19 protein-coding genes are annotated in these 22,751 nt (G+C 35.8%); 4 read left to right on the top strand and 15 right to left on the bottom strand.

The genetic code is table 11. The annotated features are described in order from the left end of the window. Positions 1-4: 4 nt before the first annotated feature. The 6 genes from B9T31_RS12895 to B9T31_RS12920 all read right to left on the bottom strand — a co-directional run bounded on the left by B9T31_RS12895 (position 5) and on the right by B9T31_RS12920 (position 6,830). Positions 5-358, bottom strand: coding sequence for a DUF1622 domain-containing protein (locus B9T31_RS12895; RefSeq protein WP_086182355.1), 354 nt, complete (start codon positions 356-358; stop codon positions 5-7). 338 nt (positions 359-696) lie between these two features. After that, on the bottom strand, positions 697-1,392 hold the full coding sequence (locus B9T31_RS12900) for a methionine ABC transporter permease (protein ID WP_086182356.1): 696 nt from the start codon (positions 1,390-1,392) through the stop codon (positions 697-699). Continuing rightward, on the bottom strand, positions 1,389-2,417 hold the full coding sequence (locus tag B9T31_RS12905; protein ID WP_086182357.1) for a methionine ABC transporter ATP-binding protein: 1,029 nt from the start codon (positions 2,415-2,417) through the stop codon (positions 1,389-1,391). Before B9T31_RS12905 ends, B9T31_RS12900 begins: the two co-directional genes overlap by 4 nt. A 402-nt stretch (positions 2,418-2,819) precedes the next feature. Beyond that, positions 2,820-3,698 carry a MetQ/NlpA family ABC transporter substrate-binding protein gene (locus B9T31_RS12910; protein ID WP_086182358.1) on the bottom strand — a complete coding sequence of 293 codons (879 nt, stop codon included), beginning with the start codon at positions 3,696-3,698 and terminating at the stop codon, positions 2,820-2,822. 589 nt (positions 3,699-4,287) lie between these two features. Further along, positions 4,288-5,685, bottom strand: a complete 1,398-nt coding sequence (locus tag B9T31_RS12915) for a YfcC family protein (RefSeq protein ID WP_086182359.1) — start codon at positions 5,683-5,685, stop codon at positions 4,288-4,290. After that, complete coding sequence (locus B9T31_RS12920; protein ID WP_086182360.1) at positions 5,673-6,830, bottom strand: M20 family metallopeptidase; 1,158 nt, start codon at positions 6,828-6,830, stop codon at positions 5,673-5,675. Before B9T31_RS12920 ends, B9T31_RS12915 begins: the two co-directional genes overlap by 13 nt. Before the next feature lie 115 nt (positions 6,831-6,945). Between B9T31_RS12920 and B9T31_RS12925 the strand changes: the two genes are divergently transcribed. Continuing rightward, the gene (locus tag B9T31_RS12925; protein WP_086182387.1) at positions 6,946-7,857 is read left to right on the top strand and encodes a LysR family transcriptional regulator; all 912 of its coding nucleotides are present in this window, start codon (positions 6,946-6,948) and stop codon (positions 7,855-7,857) included. Positions 7,858-8,035: 178 nt separating this feature from the next. On the opposite strand, the gene B9T31_RS12930 is transcribed toward B9T31_RS12925, so the two are convergent. Then, positions 8,036-9,451 carry an amino acid permease gene (locus B9T31_RS12930; protein ID WP_086182361.1) on the bottom strand — a complete coding sequence of 472 codons (1,416 nt, stop codon included), beginning with the start codon at positions 9,449-9,451 and terminating at the stop codon, positions 8,036-8,038. A 619-nt stretch (positions 9,452-10,070) separates the two neighbouring features. Further along, positions 10,071-11,576 (bottom strand): PLP-dependent aminotransferase family protein, encoded by a 1,506-nt coding sequence (locus tag B9T31_RS12935; RefSeq protein WP_086182362.1) that lies wholly within the window; start codon positions 11,574-11,576, stop codon positions 10,071-10,073. Between the two features lie 709 nt (positions 11,577-12,285). Here B9T31_RS12935 and gabT point away from each other — a divergent pair. Both gabT and B9T31_RS12945 read left to right on the top strand, forming a co-directional pair. After that, entirely contained in the window at positions 12,286-13,545 is a 1,260-nt protein-coding gene (gabT, locus tag B9T31_RS12940; RefSeq protein ID WP_086182363.1) for a 4-aminobutyrate--2-oxoglutarate transaminase, read from the top strand. Between the two features lie 18 nt (positions 13,546-13,563). Then, positions 13,564-15,012: an NAD-dependent succinate-semialdehyde dehydrogenase gene (locus tag B9T31_RS12945; RefSeq protein ID WP_086182364.1), complete on the top strand. Its 1,449-nt coding sequence runs from the start codon at positions 13,564-13,566 to the stop codon at positions 15,010-15,012. Between the two features lie 163 nt (positions 15,013-15,175). Here B9T31_RS12945 and B9T31_RS12950 read toward each other — a convergent pair whose 3' ends face one another. After that, on the bottom strand, positions 15,176-16,372 hold the full coding sequence (locus B9T31_RS12950; protein ID WP_086182365.1) for an MFS transporter: 1,197 nt from the start codon (positions 16,370-16,372) through the stop codon (positions 15,176-15,178). 137 nt (positions 16,373-16,509) lie between these two features. Here B9T31_RS12950 and B9T31_RS12955 point away from each other — a divergent pair, with 137 nt between their 5' ends. Then, positions 16,510-17,403, top strand: a complete 894-nt coding sequence (locus B9T31_RS12955) for a LysR family transcriptional regulator (RefSeq protein ID WP_086182366.1) — start codon at positions 16,510-16,512, stop codon at positions 17,401-17,403. A 211-nt stretch (positions 17,404-17,614) separates the two neighbouring features. On the opposite strand, the gene B9T31_RS12960 is transcribed toward B9T31_RS12955, so the two are convergent. From B9T31_RS12960 to B9T31_RS12985, 6 genes are all read right to left on the bottom strand, one after another. After that, positions 17,615-18,241, bottom strand: a complete 627-nt coding sequence (locus tag B9T31_RS12960) for a superoxide dismutase (protein ID WP_086182367.1) — start codon at positions 18,239-18,241, stop codon at positions 17,615-17,617. Positions 18,242-18,436: 195 nt separating this feature from the next. After that, positions 18,437-18,748, bottom strand: coding sequence for a hypothetical protein (locus tag B9T31_RS12965; RefSeq protein ID WP_086182368.1), 312 nt, complete (start codon positions 18,746-18,748; stop codon positions 18,437-18,439). Between the two features lie 113 nt (positions 18,749-18,861). Continuing rightward, a complete protein-coding gene (locus tag B9T31_RS12970; RefSeq protein WP_228146043.1) occupies positions 18,862-19,536 on the bottom strand; it encodes a haloacid dehalogenase-like hydrolase in 675 nt (224 codons plus the stop codon). Positions 19,537-19,710: 174 nt separating this feature from the next. Next, the gene (gene ychF, locus B9T31_RS12975; RefSeq protein WP_086182369.1) at positions 19,711-20,802 is read right to left on the bottom strand and encodes a redox-regulated ATPase YchF; all 1,092 of its coding nucleotides are present in this window, start codon (positions 20,800-20,802) and stop codon (positions 19,711-19,713) included. 231 nt (positions 20,803-21,033) lie between these two features. Further along, positions 21,034-21,693 (bottom strand): methionine ABC transporter permease, encoded by a 660-nt coding sequence (locus B9T31_RS12980; protein WP_086182370.1) that lies wholly within the window; start codon positions 21,691-21,693, stop codon positions 21,034-21,036. Further along, positions 21,674-22,741, bottom strand: coding sequence for a methionine ABC transporter ATP-binding protein (locus tag B9T31_RS12985; RefSeq protein ID WP_086182371.1), 1,068 nt, complete (start codon positions 22,739-22,741; stop codon positions 21,674-21,676). Before B9T31_RS12985 ends, B9T31_RS12980 begins: the two co-directional genes overlap by 20 nt. Positions 22,742-22,751: the final 10 nt, after the last annotated feature.

The following is a 22,751-nucleotide window of genomic DNA, read 5'->3' on the forward strand; positions in this document are numbered from 1 at the left end:
GCAGTTATGCCTGATGATTTTTCTTATTTTCAGCATAAGGCTTATGCTCAAGTTCTTTGGCGAGGAAATAATTTAAGAAGGTACGAATGACAGCAATAATTGCAAGTTTAATTAAACTATCTAAATCTGGATCTACTGTTGTTGCTAAAATATCTGCAGCCAATTGAAACTCTAAAGCAGTTGCTAGCCAGTCTCCAAAACAATAACGAGCAGAGCGGCTTGATTTAAAACGAAAAAGTACAATCAATGTTTTGATTAACCCAATCATCACACAAATGATCGAGATAGCTTCTAATGATAATTGGAAAACGTGAACAAACGAAATTAATAATTCACGAAAAAAACTGATATCTAACATTATAGGTCCCAATCATAAAATTTAAATTTCGCTGACTTTGGCAATCATGCAATTGAATGAATAAATTCTTAAATAATTTTAGCGTAGATTGTTCATAAAGTACTTTCTTAATATTTATTGCGGTTGTTTGTACGTGTTTTTGCACTCACATTCAATACATAAAAAAGAATCTGAGAATTATCCTGCGAATAACGAAGAGAATACAAGGATAAATCTTGTTTAAAAATAAAAATAATGTTTTATAGGTATTATTTTAGAGGCTAAAGTCTGTTGATTGAATGTTTAAATAAAAAACCGAGTCATTTAAAACTCGGTTTTTACTGAGATGATTAATGATGTTATCTCAAACGTGATAACCACTCACCAATCATTTGCACAATTTGAACTAGAATTAACAATACAATGACGGTTAAAATAACGACGCTAGTATCAAAACGCTGATAACCATAAGAAATTGCTAAATCCCCAATACCGCCAGCACCAACGGCACCCGCCATTGCAGTTGCACCAATTAAGCTAATGGTCGCAGTGGTTAAGTTGAGAATGAGAGAGCTACGCGCTTCAGGAATAATAAACTTAAAAATAATTTGTAGCGGTGTCGCTCCCATTGCCTGAGCAGACTCAATAATTCCTTCATTAACTTCAAGTAGTGATGTTTCAACGAGACGACCAATATATGGTCCTACATAAATCGTTAATGGAACAATGGCTGCCCATGTACCAATGGATGTGCCAACAATGAATTTAGTCAACGGAATGACAGCAATCAATAAAATAATAAATGGCAATGAGCGCAGAGCATTTACAATCGGGTTCAATCCATAATAAATCACTTTATTGGGTAAAATGCCTTGTGGACGAGTCACCACTAAGGTTACACCTTGTATAATTCCCCAAATGCAGCCAAACAACATCGCAAAAAAGACCATATTGAATGTTTCTTGCAATGCAGTCACAAACTGATCCATCGATAAGGCACTGTTCCAAAATGATGAGGTCACCTGAGTCAGCCATTGGACAATTAAATCTCTCATTGCTGTGCTACTCCTGACTGTTCAACTGAAACACCATGATCTTTTAAAAACTTAATGGCATTTTGTAGGGTAGGAGCATCGCCTAATAATTGAATGAACATTTGACCAATAACCGTACCATTTATTTCAGTCATATTTGCAAACAGAATATTTAAACTGATATCAAACTGTTTAATCACAGCTTGAATAACCGTTTCTTGTGCAGAGTTTCCTAAAAATTTTAAGCAATAGATGCTGTTATGGTTTTGATTTTCCAAGTTGTTCAAAATATTGAGTGGTAATTGTTGTTGTAGTACCGTTTGAATGAATGTTTTTGTCGTTGGGTGCTGGGGTTGACTGAAAATTTCAAGCGTTGAGCCTGCTTCAATGACCTGACCTTGTTCCATGACTGCGACATAATCACAAACAGATTCGATCACATCCATTTCATGAGTGACCATGACAATAGTGATGCCTTGTTCTTTATTAATTTTCTTTAATAAGGCTAAAACAGATTTAGTGGTTTGTGGATCTAACGCAGAAGTTGCTTCATCGCAAAGTAAAATTTTAGGATGATTTGCTAAGGCACGTGCAATACCAACACGTTGTTTTTGGCCGCCAGACAGCTCATCAGGATACGCACTGCATTTATGTTTTAAGTCAATGAATTCTAAAAGTTCATCTAAACGTTTTTCACGTTCAGCTTTACTATAGCCTAAAAGTTTGAGGGGCATTTCAATATTATCAGCTACTGTTTTTGTCGCTAACAAATTAAAGTGCTGAAAGATCATTCCAATGTTAGATCGTTCGTTACGTAATTCCTTCGCATTTAGTGCTGTAAAATCAGTTTGATTAATGATCACTTGACCATGGTTTGGTCGCTCTAATAGGTTAATTAGGCGGATCAGTGTACTTTTACCAGCACCACTATAACCAATAATCCCGAAGATACTGCCTTCAGGGATTTGTAAGTTAATATCATCAAGAGCACGGATTGTTTGACCGTTCAATTGGTAATGTTTAGAAATATTTTTAAATTCAATCATAACGTCAAAGCTAACCAAAATTTAAAAAAACAGACAAAGGGAATAATCTGTTTTAAAGATAGGGGTAATTCTATATTACTATTTAGATTCTGTTAAATAGTGATGTGTTTATTTAAGTCAACTTAAGGCGTTGACAAGTTTTATTGGTAGAATATTGAACAATTTAAGCCTCATAGGAAAATTGATTATATAAATATATATGTCAATATTATTTTAGCTAAAATGATGTGACGATAAAATACCCATAATTTGAATAAATCGAGATAAGTAAATTCAATTAACTTAATTGTCGTTTAAAACATAATCTGCATCGAGAATGTAAACAGCATAGATTATTTTAATTCAAAAGAAAAAGCCTGCATAATGATGCAGGCTTTTCAGTCTCTTTTTTAAAAATGAAACTTATTTTGCTTGAGCAAACTCACTTACAGGTTTGTTTACTTCAACTTTTGTACCATCAAATTTTTCTGTAATAAATTTTTGTACTTGAGGTAAATGATAAAGTTCACCGAGTTTAGCTAATGTTGGATCATTTTTATTTGCTTCATTTGCACCAATTAAATTGACATAAAGTGCAGTACTTTGATCGATAGGCTCACGGAATATAGAATCTTTCAATACGTTTAAGCCACCTTCTAGTGCAAGTGTATTACCCAAAACAATTGCATCAACATCGCCTTTAACACGCACTGCAGTGGTCATTTGAACAGGTTTAAGCTTTAATTTTTTCGGGTTTTCAATCACATCATTGGTTGTACCGCTCCCTAAGTTAAAATCAGGTTTTAACTTAATTAAGCCAGCAGATTGTAACAATGAAAGAGCACGTGCTTCATTTGCTGTATCATTCGGAATGGCAATTGTTGCGCCTTCAGGAAATGCATCAACAGACTTAATTTTATCACTTGCATAAATGCCCATAGGCTCTAAATAAGTGGTTGCAATTGCATAAACTTGATCTTTATTTGATGCATTATAAGCGGCTAAATAGTTGAACGATTGGAAGGCGTTCACATCCATTTCTCCACTCGCAACTGAAGTGTTTAACACAACATAGTCATTGATTGTGTTTACATCTAAATCGATTCCAGCTTCTTTGGTCTCAGGTAATGATGCAACATATTTCCAAATATCAACATCTGAGCCTGTAGAAGCAAGGCGAACTTTACGTAATTCTGAAGTAGTTGTAGTATCTTTTGTTGCTTCTTGAGAAGTTGGCTGTTTTGAACAAGCGCTGACAAGAACAACGAAAAAAGCTAAGCCTAAACTAAGTAGTTTTTTCATTTAAAAATCCTATGTAAATTGATAAGAATAAATTTACAATCAATCGTTTCGAGAGAATTTGGGCTAAATTAAATAGTGATATTAAAAGCTTAACAGATAAGACTTTTTCAATAAGCAAATATTTGTGAACTCTAGTTCACATCTCTATTTTTAAGCCAATGTACGACAAAGAGCTGCTTTGGACTATTTATTGAAAATATCATATCAATAAATGATTATTCGATATAGTGAATAAAAATAGTTTTCTTTTCTTAAATTGACATAAGTGGAAGGTTTTTATATTTAAAATATAGAATAAACAAATGGTTAGGTTTTTTTATGTTCCTTGTATTAAAAACAATATTTATTTTTACGCCTATAACTTTTTTCTGATCTAAATATAAAAAAAAGATATATAAAAATCTTGGTTATTTATCAAATCATGATGACATTCGAATTTGAATAATGAGTTGATGTAAAAATGCTGTTTCAAATCAATAAATTCTTTAATTATTTATAGAAGGTCTGCTGAAGATGTAAAACTCAACAGACCGTTGTACTTCATTTTATTTACTGTGATTGATTATGGGAGATTGAATTTCACTTTAGGTTAAAATGGTCCCCAATGAATAGCAACTCCTATAATTAACATTATAATGCTAATGACAAACCATATTGCAATGACCGGTGAAATAAAACGTACCCATTGACCAAATGGTATATTCGCAGTTGCCAATACCGCCATTAAAACACCAGAGGTTGGATTAATACAGTTTACGATTCCTTCACCCAGTAAGACAGATTGCACCATGACTTGTCGAGTCAACCCAAGATTATCACCTAAGGGCGAAAAGATAGGAATAAGTAACGCAGATTCTCCTGAACCAGATGAAATTCCAAAATGTAAAAGTGCCGCACTAATAAACATTCCAATTGAAGCTATTGTTGGAGGTACAGCCACAAGGAGTTCAGACATTGCGCCAACAATTGGATCTAGAATTTTGCCATGCTCTAATACAATAGAAATAGCACTTGCCATACCAACAATAAAGGCACCTTTTACGAGTTTTGAACAACCTTGGAGAAAAATATTTGCAATATTCGAACCTGATAATTGTCCAATAAGCCCAACTATAATCGCTAATATAATAAACATTGAGGACATTTCATTAATTCCCCAGCGATATTGTACTGCGCCTGTAAGAAATATGAGTAAAGCTAATGCAACCATTGTGAGAATAATTTTATGGCGCCAAGTAATTTTCGAGATGTTTTCAACTTTTTCTCTATGTTGCGGGCGTATATGTCCTTGACGACGTGCACGGCGTACTGAAAATATAAGAAATATGACAACAACCAGCACAAAGAAAAAACAGGTGAAGCCACGTAATAACATACCTGAAAACAAGGGGAGTTGTGCTAGATGCTGGGTTAATCCTGTGGTTGCTGGATTTAAAATTGCAACATTGAAACCAGCTGCGCAGGTTAAATATACAAGAGAAGCACCTAAAATAGGGGGCAATCCCATAGAGCGAGCGACTAAAAGACCAATAGGAATAAATGCAATGATGGCATTAACAACAACTCCAGTTGTACCTAAAATTGAAAATATCGCAGCAAAGATAATAATGATCCGTGTATCACTTAAATGTGTACTTTGTGACAATGTATTTAAAGCAGTTTCAATTGCGCCAGTTGCCTCTATGACTGCAAGCACACCTCCCGTGAAAAGGATTAAAAAGATAATAGGTGCGGCTTTAATCATTCCTTGAGTAATTGCAGAAAAAATATCTAGTGGCTGTGTACCTACTTGTGGAACCATATGAAGACTATTTTTTACAGCAAACTTAATTCCATCTTTGGTAATATAGTCGAACTCACCAGCGGGAATAATCCATGTTAAAATTGCTGCAACAATAAGAATAATAAAGAGTAAGAAATAAGGGCTAAATTCACTTTTCTGAGCTAATGTATGCTTTGTATTATGTGAAACATCTAAATCAGACATGATGTTTCTCCTTTGTCGGCATTCTGTTCTAAAATCATGCCAGCAAGCAAAGCCGTTCGAGGAACAATATTGGCAACGAGAATGTGCTCATGTCTAGCATGAATCCCAGAACCTGTTGCTCCTAAGCCATCTAATGTAGGAAGACCAAGCGCGGCTGTAAAATTACCATCGCTTCCACCTCCGACTGTTTTTGCCTCAAGAGAAAAACCCAGTTTTCTTGCAATACTTTGCGCTTTTGAAAACAAGTGTTCTGAGTTTTGAGTGATTTGCATTGGTGGGCGTGTTTGAGTCCCCGATATTTCAAGTTTAATTCCCGTAGTAACTGCTGAAAGCTGGTGAATAGCCTGATCAATACGAATCGCTTCATTTTCACATGTCACTCGAGTATCAATACCGAGTTCAGCATAGTCAGCAACAACATTAACACGTCCACCACCATGTGCAATTCCAACATTGACTGTAGTGCCGAGCTCAGGTGCATTTAAGGCATGTAAACTTAATATTTGATGCGCCATTTCTTGAATTGCACTTATGCCTTCTTCAGGATTATTGCCTGCATGTGCAGCAATACCCGTAATTTTAATTTGATAACGTCCTGATCCTTTTCGTGCAATTTTTAATGCACCAGTATTTGCAACAGCGGGCTCAACAACCAATACTTGGGTTGCACCTTGAGCATTAAGATTTAACCAATCTTTTGAACTAGGACTACCTAATTCTTCATCACTATTACAGAGAAAAATAATTTGTTTATCTTCTAATTGTCCAAAGTACTTTAATGCACGAACAGCCCAAATAGCTTGAATTAATCCCGCTTTCATATCAAGAATGCCTGGTCCATAAAACTTACCATCTGCTTCGTAAAGCCGAAGCTCGCCTATATTCCAAACGGTATCAAAATGTCCCAAGATAATTGTTTTTTCCCCTTGGCTTCCGACAGTAAATTTTAATTGATTTCCATATTTGTGCTGATGATGAATATCGACTGTGGCATCCAAACGTAATTTAAAAATTGTTTGCAGAACTTCTCCACAACGATCTACTGCATCTTTATGATTTGATGGAGATTCTGCAGAGACTAACTGCTTAATATCTTCAATGATATCTAAGGAATGTCGATGTAAATATTCAGTGATATTTTGCATACAATTTTCGTCCTTTAAAATTAGATGAAGCAGTATAAGAAGAAAAATTGATTTGAAAAATGAACACAAATTGATAGTATTGTTGCCTTTAAATCAACAATATTTGTATAAATATATGACACTTTCTCATTATCCAGAAAAATCTATCAGTTATTTATATGAAGTTTCAATACAAGGGGGAGTACGCCGTGCTGCTGATGCCTTAGGTATTAATGCATCAGTCATTAGTCGACAAATTGCAGCTTTAGAACGTCGATTGCATTTACCTTTATTAGAAAAAAGAGGGAGAAATGTAATATTGACTGAAGCTGGGAAGCTCTTAGTTGATGATTACGCGAAAACTAGCTTACAAAGAAAACAACTCGATAGACAGCTCAATAACTTATTACATATGCGTGGTGGATCAATTACATTGCGGGTTGGGCAAGGAATGGCCGAAGAAGTCATTAAATTTGTCATAAAAGAGTTTTCTCAAGCGTATCCAGATGTATTTATTCATATTACATCTGGGGATATGCAAAGTACTATTCATCAAATTGCTCAGGGAGAAGTCGATATGGCAATTAGTTTTGGTCCCTCAGGTCCACCTGGTTTTAAATGTTTAAGTTTTAGTCGAGGTCCTATTTGTGCGATAGTACAACCAGAACATCCTATTGCTCAACTTAGGCAAGTCAGTGTCGCGGAGTTGAATCAATATAGACTGATCGGAATGAATGATAGTTTTGGATTACAGCATTACATTAATTTAATATTTAAAAGTGAAAATCTTAGTTTTCAACCTTCATATAGTTGTAATTTATTTTCCAATGCCATAACACTGTGTCAAACTGGTTTAGGTGTTGCTTTTATGACTGAAAAATCGGTTACATCGTTCTTAAAACAAAAAACACTGGTTGCTATTCCTATTGATCATCGTATTGCGAGAGACAGTTTTGGTTATTTGCTGCGAAGTATGGATCATCGTTTAACACCTGCTGGGCATTATTTGTGGCAGCTTTTAGAAAATTTATTTAAAAATACGATGTGAGAATTTAATCATGCAAGTTTTGGGTTATGGTCTGTTTAGAAATAATATTATTTACTTTATCTATATTCCTATAGAGATCTGAATCTCTATAGGATAGTTCAGGGAACTTAAACTATTTCAGGCTAGCTAAAAGGGTAATAAGTCAATTGAACTGATTTTCATTTTGATGGTTGAGCATTTATTTACTGGAGGATTTAACGCCACCCCAATTAAACTTTTGAGCACAAATACCTAAACCTACAATCAGTAATGCTAGAAGACTAGTATAGGTGACTTCTTGGAAATAGGTTCCTTCAATGACCATGGTAATTAAAGCACCAATAATGAAAATAATAACTAGATAAGTTAACCAAGGGAATAACCACATTTTAAATGGAATTTCCTGACCTTCTGCTTGTAGTTTTTTACGCAGTTTTAATTGTGAAATGGCAATTGCGAGATAGACATATAAAGATACGGTACCTGTTGCCAGCATTAAGACGTCATAGACATTCATACTTTCGGTTGCCGTGAGATAAACAGCAACCAGTGAAAAAAGACTTGAAAAAACAACGCCAACCCACGGGCTATTATTTTTATTGGTAAAGGCAAAGCTCTTCGGAGCATCACCACGTTTAGAGAGAGAATACATCATCCGTGAACAGGTATAAAGTGCAGAGTTAAAGCAACTACAGACAGAGGTTAATACGACAAAATTCACAATATGACGTGCTTCTGGAATGCCTAAAGCTGTAAGTGTAACGCTATATGTACCCCATGTTGGATCTTTTAAAAGTGGATTATTGTGAGGAATCAAGCAAACAGTAATTAACATCGAACCGACATAAAATAAGATAATTCGCCATACAATTGAATTCGATGCTTTACGAATTTCCTTGGCTGGATTTTTGGTTTCAGCTGCTGCAACCGTGACAATTTCAGCACCCATATAGGCGAACATAACGCCTAACAGTGCTGTAATTACGGAAGAGAAACCATTTGGCATAAACCCTTCAGCGGTCAAATAGGTAACTCCACCAACCATTGATGCATCACCCCAAGGCCAAAGATGAAGAATAGCTAAACTACCAGCAACTAAGAATAAAATAATGGCAATGACTTTAATTAATGCAAACCAGAACTCAAATTCACCATAGTTTTTTACATCTCGAAGATTAATCCAAACCAACGCGAGAACAACAAATAGCATATAAGCCCAGATTGGAATAAATGGAAACCAATTATTGAGGATTTTACCTGCAACAAAAGCTTCCCATCCCATGAGCAGCGTCCAGAATGACCAATATAACCAACCAATTGAAAATCCAGCCCAACGACCAATTGCACGATCTGCATAAGTAGAAAAGGAGCCACTATCGGGATTAAGTACAGCCATTTCGCCCAACATGCGCATGATTAGAAGGACTAATAAGCCACCTAGGGTATATGCGATGATTGCAGCGGGACCTGCGTTGTAGATAACATTTCCTGAACCAACAAATAATGCACCACCAATTACACCAGCGATCGAAATCATGGTGAGATGGCGTGATTTAAGTCCAGTTTTTAGGCCATCTGATGAATCAGAATGAGAGGGAGTTTGACTATCAGTCATATTATTTCCATTAATATCAATGATGTATTTTTAAATCAGATTCACATGATTTGAATGTTACGTATCATCGAAACTGCAACTGAATTATTCAATATGTAATTAAATTTAAGTAAGCTAAGAACGCATTGATGTATATATCAACATCTAAAAATCATATTTTAGTTACTAAACGATTACATACTGTTTGTAGATGTCGCTAATTTCTCTTTTTTGCGCTTGAGTAACGAGAGCCATTTTTTATGTATTCAAAGGAGCCAATTGCTATAAATACGCCACAAAAAGAGCCGTGATTATTTACATAAAAAGAAAGACTCAATAAAATAGCCATGTTCGGAACGTGCTTGATAAATATAAAGCAACAGCATTTCTAATTTTTTTAGAACTGAAAATTTCTTTATTTTTATATAGAAAGTAGGTTGATCTTAGACTTAAGTATGAGTGAAAATTATAATCTATTTCCTTTGTTATAATTTCAAGATAAATAATAAGAAAAGGAAAAGAATCATTTTTATCGATGTGTTATTTCAAAATCTATTAAAAAATCAGCTTCAAGTGTTTATTACGTTGTTCATATTGAAAAATAACAGAGCACTGAAGCGATAATCATGATGAGCTATTGTTATGTCTGACGCGTTGGGATACCGGCATCCCGTAAACATTTTAATAAGACACCAAATGCAATTAATATTTCTTGTTCACTCACACAAGCAAATCCCATCAATAAACCCTTTTGTCGGGTTGAATAATGTTTCGCATAATATTGAGATAAGGCTCGGACTTTGATGCCTTGGTCGAGTGCATTTGAGGCAATTAGAACATCATCGCTGTGACTAGGTAGTTTGAGCACCAAATGTAATCCTGCGGCAGTATTATATTCATGCAGAAAATCTGGCCCTAAATGACGATGAATTAAATCAATTAAAAATGAATGGCGTTTGCTATAAAGTAAACGCATACGTCGAATATGGGCGCTATAATGTCCTTCTCGAATAAATTCTGCTAAGACTTTTTGATCAAGTAAATGTCCACCTCTGTATAACTCTGAAGACACAATACGTAATGGTGAAAATAATTTTTTTGGTACCACCAAATAACCAATTCTTAACGCAGGATAGATGGTTTTGCTAAATGTTCCCATATAAATGACGGGAGAATCAGGTTCTAATCCTTGTAAAGATGGGTAAGGTTGACCTGAAAATCTAAATTCACTGTCATAATCATCTTCTACAATCCAACTTTGATGTTGATGCGCAATTGCAATTAATTGTTTACGTCGTTCTAGACTTAAATGTGCGCCAAGTGGATATTGATGTGAAGGCGTAACAAAAATAAGTTTTGGAGGTTGTTTAGGATTAAGGTCGGGAATAATACCTTCTTGATCTACGGGAAGTGAACGTAAATTAACACCATTCATTCGTAAGATATTACGAGCACCCCAGTAGGCAGGATCTTCTATCCACACTTCATCGCCGATATCGGTTAAAGTCCTTGAAACTAAATCGATGGCTTGGTGTGTTCCTTCAGTAATAATAATTTGATCTGCATCACATTGCACAGATCTCGCAATTTTTAAATATTCTGCAAGTTCTTGACGCAGTTCTAAACATCCACCAGCATTGCTATAAATTAATCGACTAATTTCTGGCTCGCGACTTAGACGCATTTGAATACGACTAAAAGTATGATGAGGAAACTCTGTGACGTCAGGCACACCGGGTACGAATGCACCCCATTGATAAGGTGAAGCGGCTGAATAGCCAATTAAATATGATCCACGTTGAGATAAGTTATAATTATTTAAAGGCTTTTTCTCTTGAATAGTGCGACTTTTATTTTCTGCTTTAATTAAGAATGATTCAGGTAATTTATCGACGACCCACGTACCTTGCCCAGTGCGTGCATTTACATAACCTTGCGCTTGTAATTGTTCATAAGCACTTAAAACGGTATTACGTGACACTTTAATTTCTTTTGCAAGATCACGTGAAGCTGGGAGGCGTGTTTTAGGTGGTAATACGCCATCAATCATGGCATTACTTAAGCAGCGAAATAGTCGAAGTTGTAACGTTCCTTCAATATCTTGCTGTAACCGTTGCAGTAAATAATCTCCAAGCAAACTACGCAATGAAGTTCTCCTACAAAATCAAAATTATGCTTGTGAAAGCAATATTAATATGTACACAGTTTTCTGTAAAAAATAATAATACGAGTAAAATAATTTTACGCTAAAAATATTAAGAAAAAGCAGTGTTGTTAATGGCTGGTAATATACACAGATCTCATTAAAATTAAAGTAAAAATATCGCTAAGAAGATTGATTTAAGATCAAATGTTTTGTCAAAATAAATTGATAGATTTAAATCATTTGATGCCCATGATTTATTTAATATGTCAATGAGTATATCAGATCGCTTCAATATCCTGATACCATTGTCATGTGAAGATGTTCTTAGGCATGCTTGCAGAATAATGGTTGTCATGATTCCATTATTATTTGAAATAAAAGCGAATTTGAGAGAATTACGCCTCTCATCATTGATTCGCGTAAATTTTTTGATTTTTACCAGAATTGTGCAATGGCACCTTCGTAAAACGAATCTTATTACAATTTTTTACATATAAATATAAGATTTATATGCTTTTATTAAAATTAGATGATTTTTAGTTATTTTTAAATGTTGAAATTGGCACTCTATATCTTATTTAAAGTGGCTCTCGTTTCATTTTAATTAAAGTGCAGAATGGTAAAAATCAACAAGTCATTTGCATATCATTGATCATATGGTATGGATGCCGAAATTTTATCATGTATGAATCAAGAATGAGGATACAAAATGGACAGTAAAAACTCTGCACTGAATGTACGTAAACAACAAGCAACACCTCGTGGTGTTGGTGTCATGTGTCAATGGTACGCGGAGAAAGCAGAAAACTCAACGATTTGGGATATTGAAGGCAATAAGTATATCGATTTTGCAGGCGGAATTGCAGTATTAAATACTGGTCATTGCCATCCTAAAATTATTGCTGCAGTTACTGAACAATTAACAAAATTTACGCATACAGCGTATCAAGTTGTGCCTTATGAGAGCTACGTATCTCTTGCAGAACGCATTAATGAGCGTGCTCCTATTGAAGGTACAGCAAAAACTTCATTCTTTTCTACAGGTGCTGAAGCTGTGGAAAATGCTGTTAAAATTGCACGTTCGCATACGGGGCGTCATGGTATTGTGACTTTTGGTAATGGCTTTCACGGTCGTTCATTTATGACGATGGCAATGACAGGAAAAACAGCACCTTATAAACGTGATTTTGGTGTTATGCCAGCAGGCGTTTTTCATGCACGTTATCCTGTTGAGTCAAAAGGTATTACGGTCGATGATGCGATTCAAAGCATCGAAGATATTTTCGCTGAAGATATTGCTGCACATGATGTTGCTGCAATTGTACTCGAACCTGTACAGGGCGAAGGCGGATTTAATGTTGTTCCAGCAGACTTTTTAAAACGTTTACGTACTTTATGCGACCAGCATGGTATTTTGCTTATTGCCGATGAAGTGCAATCAGGTTTTGCTCGTACAGGTAAGTTATTTGCCATGAATCACTATGAGACCAAAGCAGATTTGATTACGATGGCAAAAAGTCTTGGTGGTGGTTTCCCGATCTCAGGTGTGGTTGGCCGTGCAGAAGTAATGGATGCTCCAAACCCAGGTGGTTTAGGTGGTACTTATGCAGGTAATCCAGTTGCTGTTGCAGCAGCACATGCAGTGATTGATGTCATTGAAAGTGAAGATTTGTGTGAACGTGCAAATGTACTTGGTGCAGAATTAGTATCTGTATTAAATACTTTTAAAACAACGACAAATGTAGTGACTGATATTCGTGCAATTGGTTCAATGGTTGCAATTGAATTGGAAACAGCAGATCAAGCGAAAGCAATACAAAACTTCGCAATGGAAAATGGCTTGCTGATTTTAACATGTGGTCGTAACGGTAACGTTATTCGTTTCTTATATCCATTGACTATTCCAACAGAGCAGTTCCACGAGGGACTTGATATTCTTAAACAAGGATTCGCAACTCTTTTTGCATAATTGGAATAGGGGAATAAAATGCTTCAAGATCATTTGAAATATTTATTACAGCATCCTGATATTTACTTTGAACAGCCTTCAAACGAGGGGTATATCCAAGTAAATGATGCTGCAACAAATGAAGTATTGGCATGGGTTAAATCACATGATCGTCAGGCTGTAGAACATGCAATTGCACGTTCTCAAGCCGCACAAACTCTATGGAAAGCACAAACAGCTTTGCAACGTGCTGACATATTGTGGGCTTGGTTTAATCTGATATTGCAAAATAAAGAGCAACTTGCACAGATATTAACCGCAGAACAAGGTAAACCTTTAGCAGAAGCACGTGGCGAAATTGCTTATGCTGCATCTTTTATACGTTGGTTTGCAGAACAAGCTCGTCGTATTGATGGTGATGTGCTGACGCCAACACTATCCAATCAACGGATGCTTGTGCTTAAACAAGCAATTGGGGTAACTGCAGCAATTACGCCGTGGAATTTCCCAGCAGCGATGATTACACGTAAAGCAGCACCTGCCATTGCAGCGGGTTGTTCAATGCTGGTTAAGCCAGCTGAACAAACGCCGTTAACCGCTTATGCCTTAGAAGTTTTAGCTTTACAAGCAGGTTTACCGCAGGATGTACTCCTTCATATTAGTGGTGATGCGATTGAAGTCGGTCAAACACTATGTGAAAGCGATACTGTGAAAAAGCTTAGCTTTACAGGCTCTACTCAAGTTGGTCGTATTTTGATGGCGCAATGTGCACCAACAATCAAAAAGCTTTCGCTTGAATTGGGTGGCAATGCGCCAGTACTTGTTTTTGATGATGCAAATTTGGAACAAGCTGTTCAAGGGATTATGATCAGTAAATTCCGTAATAGTGGTCAGACTTGTGTATGTGCAAATCGTATTTATGTTCAAAATGGCATTTATGATGCACTTGTTGAGAAGCTGACTGAAGCAGTTGCTCAATTAAAAGTGGGTGACGGTCGTCAAGAAGGTTCTACACAAGGTCCTTTAATTGATGAAGATGCTATTGCAAAAGTACAATCGCATATTGCTGATGCACAAAGCAAAGGTGCTCAAGTTAAAATTGGCGGACAACGTTCTAGTTTAGGTGGCACATTCTTTGAACCAACCGTATTAACTGAAGTGACTCAAGAGATGAAAGTCGCGAAAGAAGAAACGTTTGGTCCATTGGCTCCATTATTCCGGTTTCATACAGAAGAAGAAGCTATAGCAATGGCCAATGAAACGGAGTTTGGCTTGGCAACTTATGTATTTACCCAAAACACTGCACGTCAATGGCGTGTGGGTGAAGCATTAGAATATGGAATGGTCGGTATTAATACGGGTGCTATTTCAAATGAAGTTGCGCCATTTGGTGGTGTAAAACAATCTGGTTTAGGGCGTGAAGGTTCTAAGTTCGGAATTGATGAATACCTTGAAATGAAATATATGTGTATTGATTTATCGTCATAATTTAAATCATACATTAATCAGTTAAAAATCAGCTTTGCCCATTCAAAGCTGATTTTTAATTTAAGGTACTGTTTTATTATAAAAATTGACTCTATGATTCTTCAAATATTTTAAAAGACAAACTTCAATTTAATCATAATAAAATGAATGGATTTCAGTCAATTCATTGTGTAAATCCATATTTTTTGGCTTTCCAAATAATTATGAATGTGACAATGAGTAAAACAAAGATGACAGGTGGAAGTACTTGAACCCCAACTTTCTCTAATAAGATTCCTCCTAAAATACTCCCTATGGCAATTGCAATATTCCATACAGTGACGAGCATGGCTTGAGCGACATCCGTTGCATCGCCAGCAGTTTTAGCAAGAGCTGTTTGAAATAGAGTACCTGCACCGCCAAAAGATAAACCCCAAAATGCAATTGAAATATAAACGACTTGTGGCGTATCGGCTGAAAAAGTCAGAGTAAGCGCTGTCGCTGCAAAAATGGTGGTGCTGATGAGGGCTAATACACGTAAATATCGATCAATCCATAGCCCCATTATCCAAATACCAATCACTGAACTGAGCCCAAATATGAGTAATATCAGGTCGGTTCGTGCTGCGAGCTGTGCAAGTGATAGAAAAGGAACAATAAACGTATAAAGAATATTATGTGCCAATACGAAAATTAGGACGACAGCTAAAACTGAACGAATACCTGCAAGGGTAAAAACTTGGTGAAGTGAAAATCGGTGCTTAGTTGATTGGGGTGCAAAATCTGGAATTTTAAATCGAATAAGAAACATTAATAAAAGTGCAATCAGGCTCATTATGCCAAAACAGATTCGCCAACCGAAGAGATTGCCAAGAAATGTCCCAACAGGCAAGCCTAATGATAATGCCAATGGAGAACCGACCATAGCGATTGCAATAGCTTTACCTTGCTGATGTTTAGGAACCATACGGGCAGCAAATCCTGCTAATAAAGCCCATACTAAACCTGCCGAAACACCCGCTAAAAAGCGAGCAATTAGAATAATAATTAAACTATCGGATAGCGTTGTAATGGTATTGGCAATAACAAAACCTGCGATAGCAGTTAATAATAATGAGCGTCGACGAATTCCTTGCGTGGCAGCGACCAGTGGAATGGTTGCGACTAGAGAGCCAAGTGCATAAACCGTAATGAGTTGACCTGTGAGTGATTCAGAAATATTTAAACTTAAGCTAATTTGAGTGAGTAAACCAGCAGGCATCGCTTCGGTTAAAATCGTAATAAATCCTGCCAATGCCAATATTAATAAAGAGAGCGTCGGAAGTTTGGAGGGAAGATGGGAAGTTTCTAAATCCTTTTGAGGATTAAAAGCAGTGGTCATAAGCTTGCCTATTTTACCAATCTGAAGAAAAAATGAATGTGTTTGATGAAGAGAGCATATTGAGATTGATTGTGATATAAGACAATAAGGCTAATGTTCAAAACATATCGGACAAATTTTCTTTAATGGAGCTAAAAGTGGAATCACTGAATGGGATTGCTTTTTTTGTACAAGCGGCTGAGATGCGAAGTTTTTCAGAAGCTGGACGAATATTAGGTGTTTCTTCATCAGCAGTGGGGAAAGGAATTGCACGACTTGAACAGCATTTAGGAGTACGTTTATTTCATCGAAGCACACGAAGTATTACTTTAACAGCAGAAGGTAGTTTATTTTTAGAGCGTTGTCGACGTATTCTTTGTGAATTAGAAAGTGCAGAGTCTGAAATATGTGCGAGTAAAAAAACACCGCAAGGACGTATCCGACTAAGTTTACCGATTATCTATATGTTTGTCATGCCAGTACTTATACAGTTTATGAGGCAATACCCAACCATTGAGTTAGACATCGATTTTTCAGACCGGGTTGTGGATATTATTGATGAAGGCTTTGACATTGTGATGCGCACAGGTGAGTTATCAGATTCACGATTAAGATCACGTTTGTTGGGACATTTTCATTTGCAGATTGTGGCATCTCCTGAATATTTGACACAATATGGCATACCCGAAACCCCAGCCGATCTATTGCAGCATAAATGTTTAAAATATAAGTTTCCTACGACAGGAAAGTTTGAAGGCTGGCCTTTAATATTTTCTGAGGGTGATAAGGAGTTAATACTTCCCACGACAATGTCCTGTAATACGGTGGCAGCATTGTTAGATGCTGTGCAGGCAGGATTGGGAATATCATGTTTGCCTGATTTCATTGTAAAGGAGTTCATTGAGCAGGAGAAACTGGTTGTTGTATTAGAGCAATATACAGTGCATCAGGGTAATTTAAGCTTGTTATGGCCATCGAGTAAGCATTTGACACCAAAGTTACGTGTATTTATTGATTTTATGGTTGAACATTTATGTAAAGACTGGAAATAATAAATTTCCGTACATGAAATAATTCACAGGCTCAATTTAAGCCGTATTTTCATCGTCATTTAAACGTAATTTGTGGTGAATTTTATTAAAAAAATTACAGACTTATTAAATTATCTTTAATAAATCTGTTGTTTTAGTCATTCTATGGTTTTTAAGGATATTTTGTTGTTGATGTCACACGTTTTTTTGAATAGATTAATATAAAACGTATTTAAACTGTTTTTGGGTTTTTTATTGCATGTAAATATCTACGGTTGACTTCTTCCCAATGGATCACATGATAAAATGAAGAAATGTATTCTGGGCGGCGATTTTGAAATTTTAAATAATATGCATGTTCCCAAACATCTAATGCGAGAATGGGAATATGACCATGCATAAGGGGTGAGTCTTGATTCGCACTGCTTTCAACAATCAATTTTTGATTTGGCGTGACACTCAGCCAAGCCCAACCGCTACCAAAACGACTAATTGCGGCTTTTGTAAATGCATCTTTAAATTGTTCAAAGCCTCCTAATTCTTGTTCAATAGCAAGAGAGATTTGTCCAAAAGGTTTACCACCACCTTGGGGGCTCATAATTGTCCAAAATAATGAATGATTTGCATGACCACCACCTTGATTAATGACTGCACTTTTTAAATAATCAGGAACACGATTAACTTGAGCAACTAAATCTTCGATAGTAAGATCCGCCCATGCAGTGCCTTCGATGGCTGTGTTGATATTGTTAATATACGTTTGATGGTGTTTGCTATGATGTATTTCCATGGTTTTTGTATCTAAATGAGGCTCAAGTGCATCATAAGAATAAGGTAAGTTTGGAAGGGAATACGCCATAATAAATATCCTTTGAAAAGGTAATAAAAGAAGTTTCAAAGAGTTTAGGCGAATAATAAATTTATGTAAATGATAATCATTATTATTTGTGTGATTGAGTTGATATTTTCCATTCGATTTTCATAAGATTGATCTACAAAGTCGATAGCACATAATGTTGCACTAGCGACTGAGATGAATAAGATGATCAATAAATTAGTTTTTCTTTGGTTCAGTTTGCTTGGATTTAATTTCAGTTTTTCCTTTTTCAACTTTAATGGTTTTTTCTTGCGATGAATTAGGCACTGTTTTTTGCGTATTCACAGCTTTAGTTGCGACTGGATTGTTGGATTTAGAGTTGCTTGATGGTTTTTGTTGCTGACTATTTTTATCGATAGGGATACAGGTGCCACCTTTATGATTAGGTCCAGTACCACCACTTAACGTTGTCCCTTTGGGGCATGCAAATGTTGTTGAACTCAGCGCCATAAACATACCTGTAATACATATTGTTGTTAATTTTTTCATTATAATTATACTGCAGTAAAGGCATTAGTGCCTGATTCTAAATTACGCTTAAAAAATGTAATGAGCTAAGCGTTAAAATAGATTGCTTACTCCTTTAACGCAGTATAAGTTAATTATTTATTTAATGGGCGATGCCAAGTTAAATGTTTGATCTGTTGGAGATGAGTATTTACTTTTTTAGGTTCATTGCCATTAATGAGATTTGGATATTTACAATTGATGAGAATAGGGTAGTCATCTTTGATATTATCACTATAAGATGCTAACCAAGGCTTTTGAACGTTTAATAAGCTTAATCTTCTTACTTTTTCATTATGCCAACACCGTGAAGTTGCAATCCAACCACCAAATTTTTGTTGAAGTGGCGTACCTACAATTTCAATTTGAATATTAAGAGATTGCAATAAGAAAATTGCAAGCATTTCTGGTGATGCTGTTGCCAAAATAACACGGTGACCTGCGTTTAAATGATTTTGTAATTCTAAAATTCCTTCAGAATACCAATATAATGAAGGAATTTTATGCTCTTTAATATGTTGAGCAAAACATTTAAAGCTTTGCTCTAGTTCAGATTTTGATAATCCATACGTTGCAATCCAAGTAAGTAAGGAAATTCCAAATATTCGGTATTTTCTAAAAAATAATAATAAAAGAACAAAAGGAGAAAGTAGAATTAAACATATAAGGCGAAGAATATTATTTTTAAATTGTATAAAAAACCATGTTTTCATACTATCTTTAGATAAGAGTGTTTCATCAAGATCGAAAACAACAACTTTTTGTATCATAATTCTATTAATATAAGCATAAAATAAAGATTGATTATTCTAAACGAGTTTAGCGATATGTATTACTATAATAATGAATATTCAGTTTTGAATCAGCAAGAAATAAATAAAACAAAATTTCACTAGATAAATAAAAGCCCCAGCGATTAGGGCTTTTACTTTTACATATACGACTTAAACGTTAAAGCGGAAATGTAAAACATCACCATCTTGAATAATATACGTTTTACCTTCTAAACGCCATTTTCCTGCTTCTTTCGCACCCGCTTCACCGTTGTATTGGACAAAATCTTCATAGGCAATACATTCTGCACGAATAAAGCCTTTTTCAAAATCAGTGTGAATGACACCTGCACCCTGTGGCGCTGTTGCACCAACTTTAACAGTCCATGCACGTACTTCTTGTACACCAGCAGTGAAGTAAGTTTGTAAACCTAAAAGACTATAACCTGCACGAATAACGACATTAAGACCGGGTTCTGCCATACCTAAAGCATCTAAGAATTCTGCACGGTCTTCATCTTCAAGGAGTGAAATTTCAGCTTCAATTTGGTTACAAAGTGGAACGACAATAGCATTTTCTGATGCCGCTAAATCGCGTACTGCATCTAGATGCGGATTATTTTCAAAACCATCTTCAGCGACATTCGCAATGTACATTGTTGGTTTTAATGTAAGTAAACCGAAACCACGAACTAATTTGCGTTCATCGTCATCTAAATCTGCAGCGCGAGCAGGTTTACCTTCATCAAGAAGTGGCAAAATTTTATCTAATACCGCTTTGGTTGAAATGGCTTCTTTATCACCACTTTTTGCAGATTTTGCTAAACGGGTGATTGCTTTACTTACCGTTTCTAAATCTGCAAGTGCAAGTTCTGTATTAATTGTTGCGATATCATCTAAAGGATCAATTTTGCCATTCACATGGATGACATTTTCATCTTCAAAGCAACGAACCACGTGAGCAATAGCATCTGTTTCACGAATATTTGCGAGGAATTGGTTACCTAAACCTTCACCTTTAGAAGCACCAGCGACTAAACCAGCAATGTCTACGAATTCCATTGTCGTTGGTACAACACGTTGTGGTTTAACAATTTCTGCTAATTTATCCATGCGTAAGTCAGGAACTGGAACAATACCAGTGTTTGGTTCAATCGTACAAAATGGGAAATTTTCAGCAGCAATAGCAGCTTTTGTCAATGCATTGAAAAGCGTAGATTTACCAACGTTTGGTAGACCAACAATACCACAATTAAAACCCATGAAATGACTCACAAAGTGTTATATAAAAATTATGGGTGATTTTACATGAAAGCCGTGACAAAGTCAGGTCTAAGCATTTAAGTTTCGTGCGAATGCAATATCGAGATTTAAATGAGATGGGTGAAATATCAAATACAGCTCAAATTTAAAGTCATTGTTTATTTATACATAGCTACAACGTTATGTTGTAACTATGTTTATTTCAGATTTTTTGTATAGTAATTATATGTTTTAAACTTTTCGTTTATCCAAATGCGCAGAAAAAGTATCTCCAATTGCTTGCACAAACATGACTAATACAACTAAAACTAAAATCACTGCAAGCATAATTTGCATATCGAAACGTTGATAACCATAGCGATAGGCAATATCTCCCAAACCACCTGCACCAATTGCGCCAGCAATTGCTGATGAGTTAATCATGGTCACTAAGGTTACGGTAAATCCAGCTACAATTCCTGACAATGCTTCAGGCAATAGAACATGCCATACGATTTGTTTGCGGTTACAACCAATTGCTTGAGCCGCTTCAATTAAGCCCGTGTCCACTTCTCTTAAACTTACTTCTGCAATGCGAGCAAAGAAAGGGGTTGCAGCAATTGTTAAAGGCACGATCGCTGCCCAAACACCATAACTTGTACCGACAATGAGTCGTGTAAAGGGAATAAGGGCAACCATTAAAATTAAAAATGGAACAGAACGTGTAATATTAACGATCCAACCTAATGTTTGATTAATTCCTTTAGAGGGATAAATGCCATGTGCAGAAGTACAAACAAAAATAATAGCCAGTGGTAAGCCAATAATAAAAGCAAAAAAAGCTGAAACACCGACCATAAGTAAGGTATCAATTGTACCTGTTATCAGTAAATCAATGAGTTGGTTGTACATAGCCAAGGACCTCAATTTGTGCAATATGGTGTTTAAGTTTATCGCTGATGAGATGAATATCTAGCTGAGGATTATTGACAGAAACAATTAAAGAACCAATTAAATGTCCTTGAATGGAATCAATATGACTTTGATAAAGATGAACAGATTGGTCAAAGGCAGCGAAGATTTCTTTTAAATTGGGTGATTGATCGATTTGTGCTTCATATCGAAGTTTTAAAATAATTTGACTGTTTTCTTGCGCAATAGGGTGGAGATCAAACGGTAAATCAAGCTGTTCGAGATTTAATAATTCACGAGTAATCTTTTGTTGGGGTTGAGAAAATACAGACCATACAGGACCAGATTCTACAATCTCACCTTTATCAATAACCACGACTTGATCACAAATCTCACGAATCACCTGCATTTCATGTGTAATTAAAACAATGGTTATCCCTAATTTTTGGTTAATCTCTTTAAGTAAAGATAAAATAACGGAGGTACTTTCAGGGTCTAGAGCAGAAGTTGCTTCATCGCATAGTAAAATTTCTGGGCGATGGACTAAAGCACGTGCAATACCAACGCGCTGTTTTTGTCCACCTGAAAGCTGAGAAGGATAGTGATCTGCTTTATTGTCTAGACCAACCAATGCTAAAACTTCATTTACACGTTGTTGTATATCTTGCTTAGAATGATTTGAAATTTTTAAAGGTAAAGCGACGTTTTCCCAAACTGTTTTCGATGACATTAAATTAAAATGCTGAAAGATCATCCCAATACGTTGACGTAATGCAATTAAATCTGCGTGAGATAGACGAGAAAGTTCATCCTTGTGAATATGAATAGAGCCATCAGAAATACGTTCTAGACCATTTAAAGTTCGAATTAAGGAGGATTTACCTGCACCACTTTTACCAATAATGCCAAAAACTTTTCCCACGGGAATATCGAGATTAATGTCTTTTAGTGCGTGAACTTGTGTCTCTTGCACTTGATAATATTTATTTAAATTACGAATTGTAATATGCGGTACAGCGAAATCAATTTGAGAATTAAAGCTAACCATTGTATTTCTC

The organism is Acinetobacter sp. ANC 4558, from assembly GCF_002135375.1.
Taxonomy (GTDB): Bacteria; Pseudomonadota; Gammaproteobacteria; order Pseudomonadales; family Moraxellaceae; genus Acinetobacter.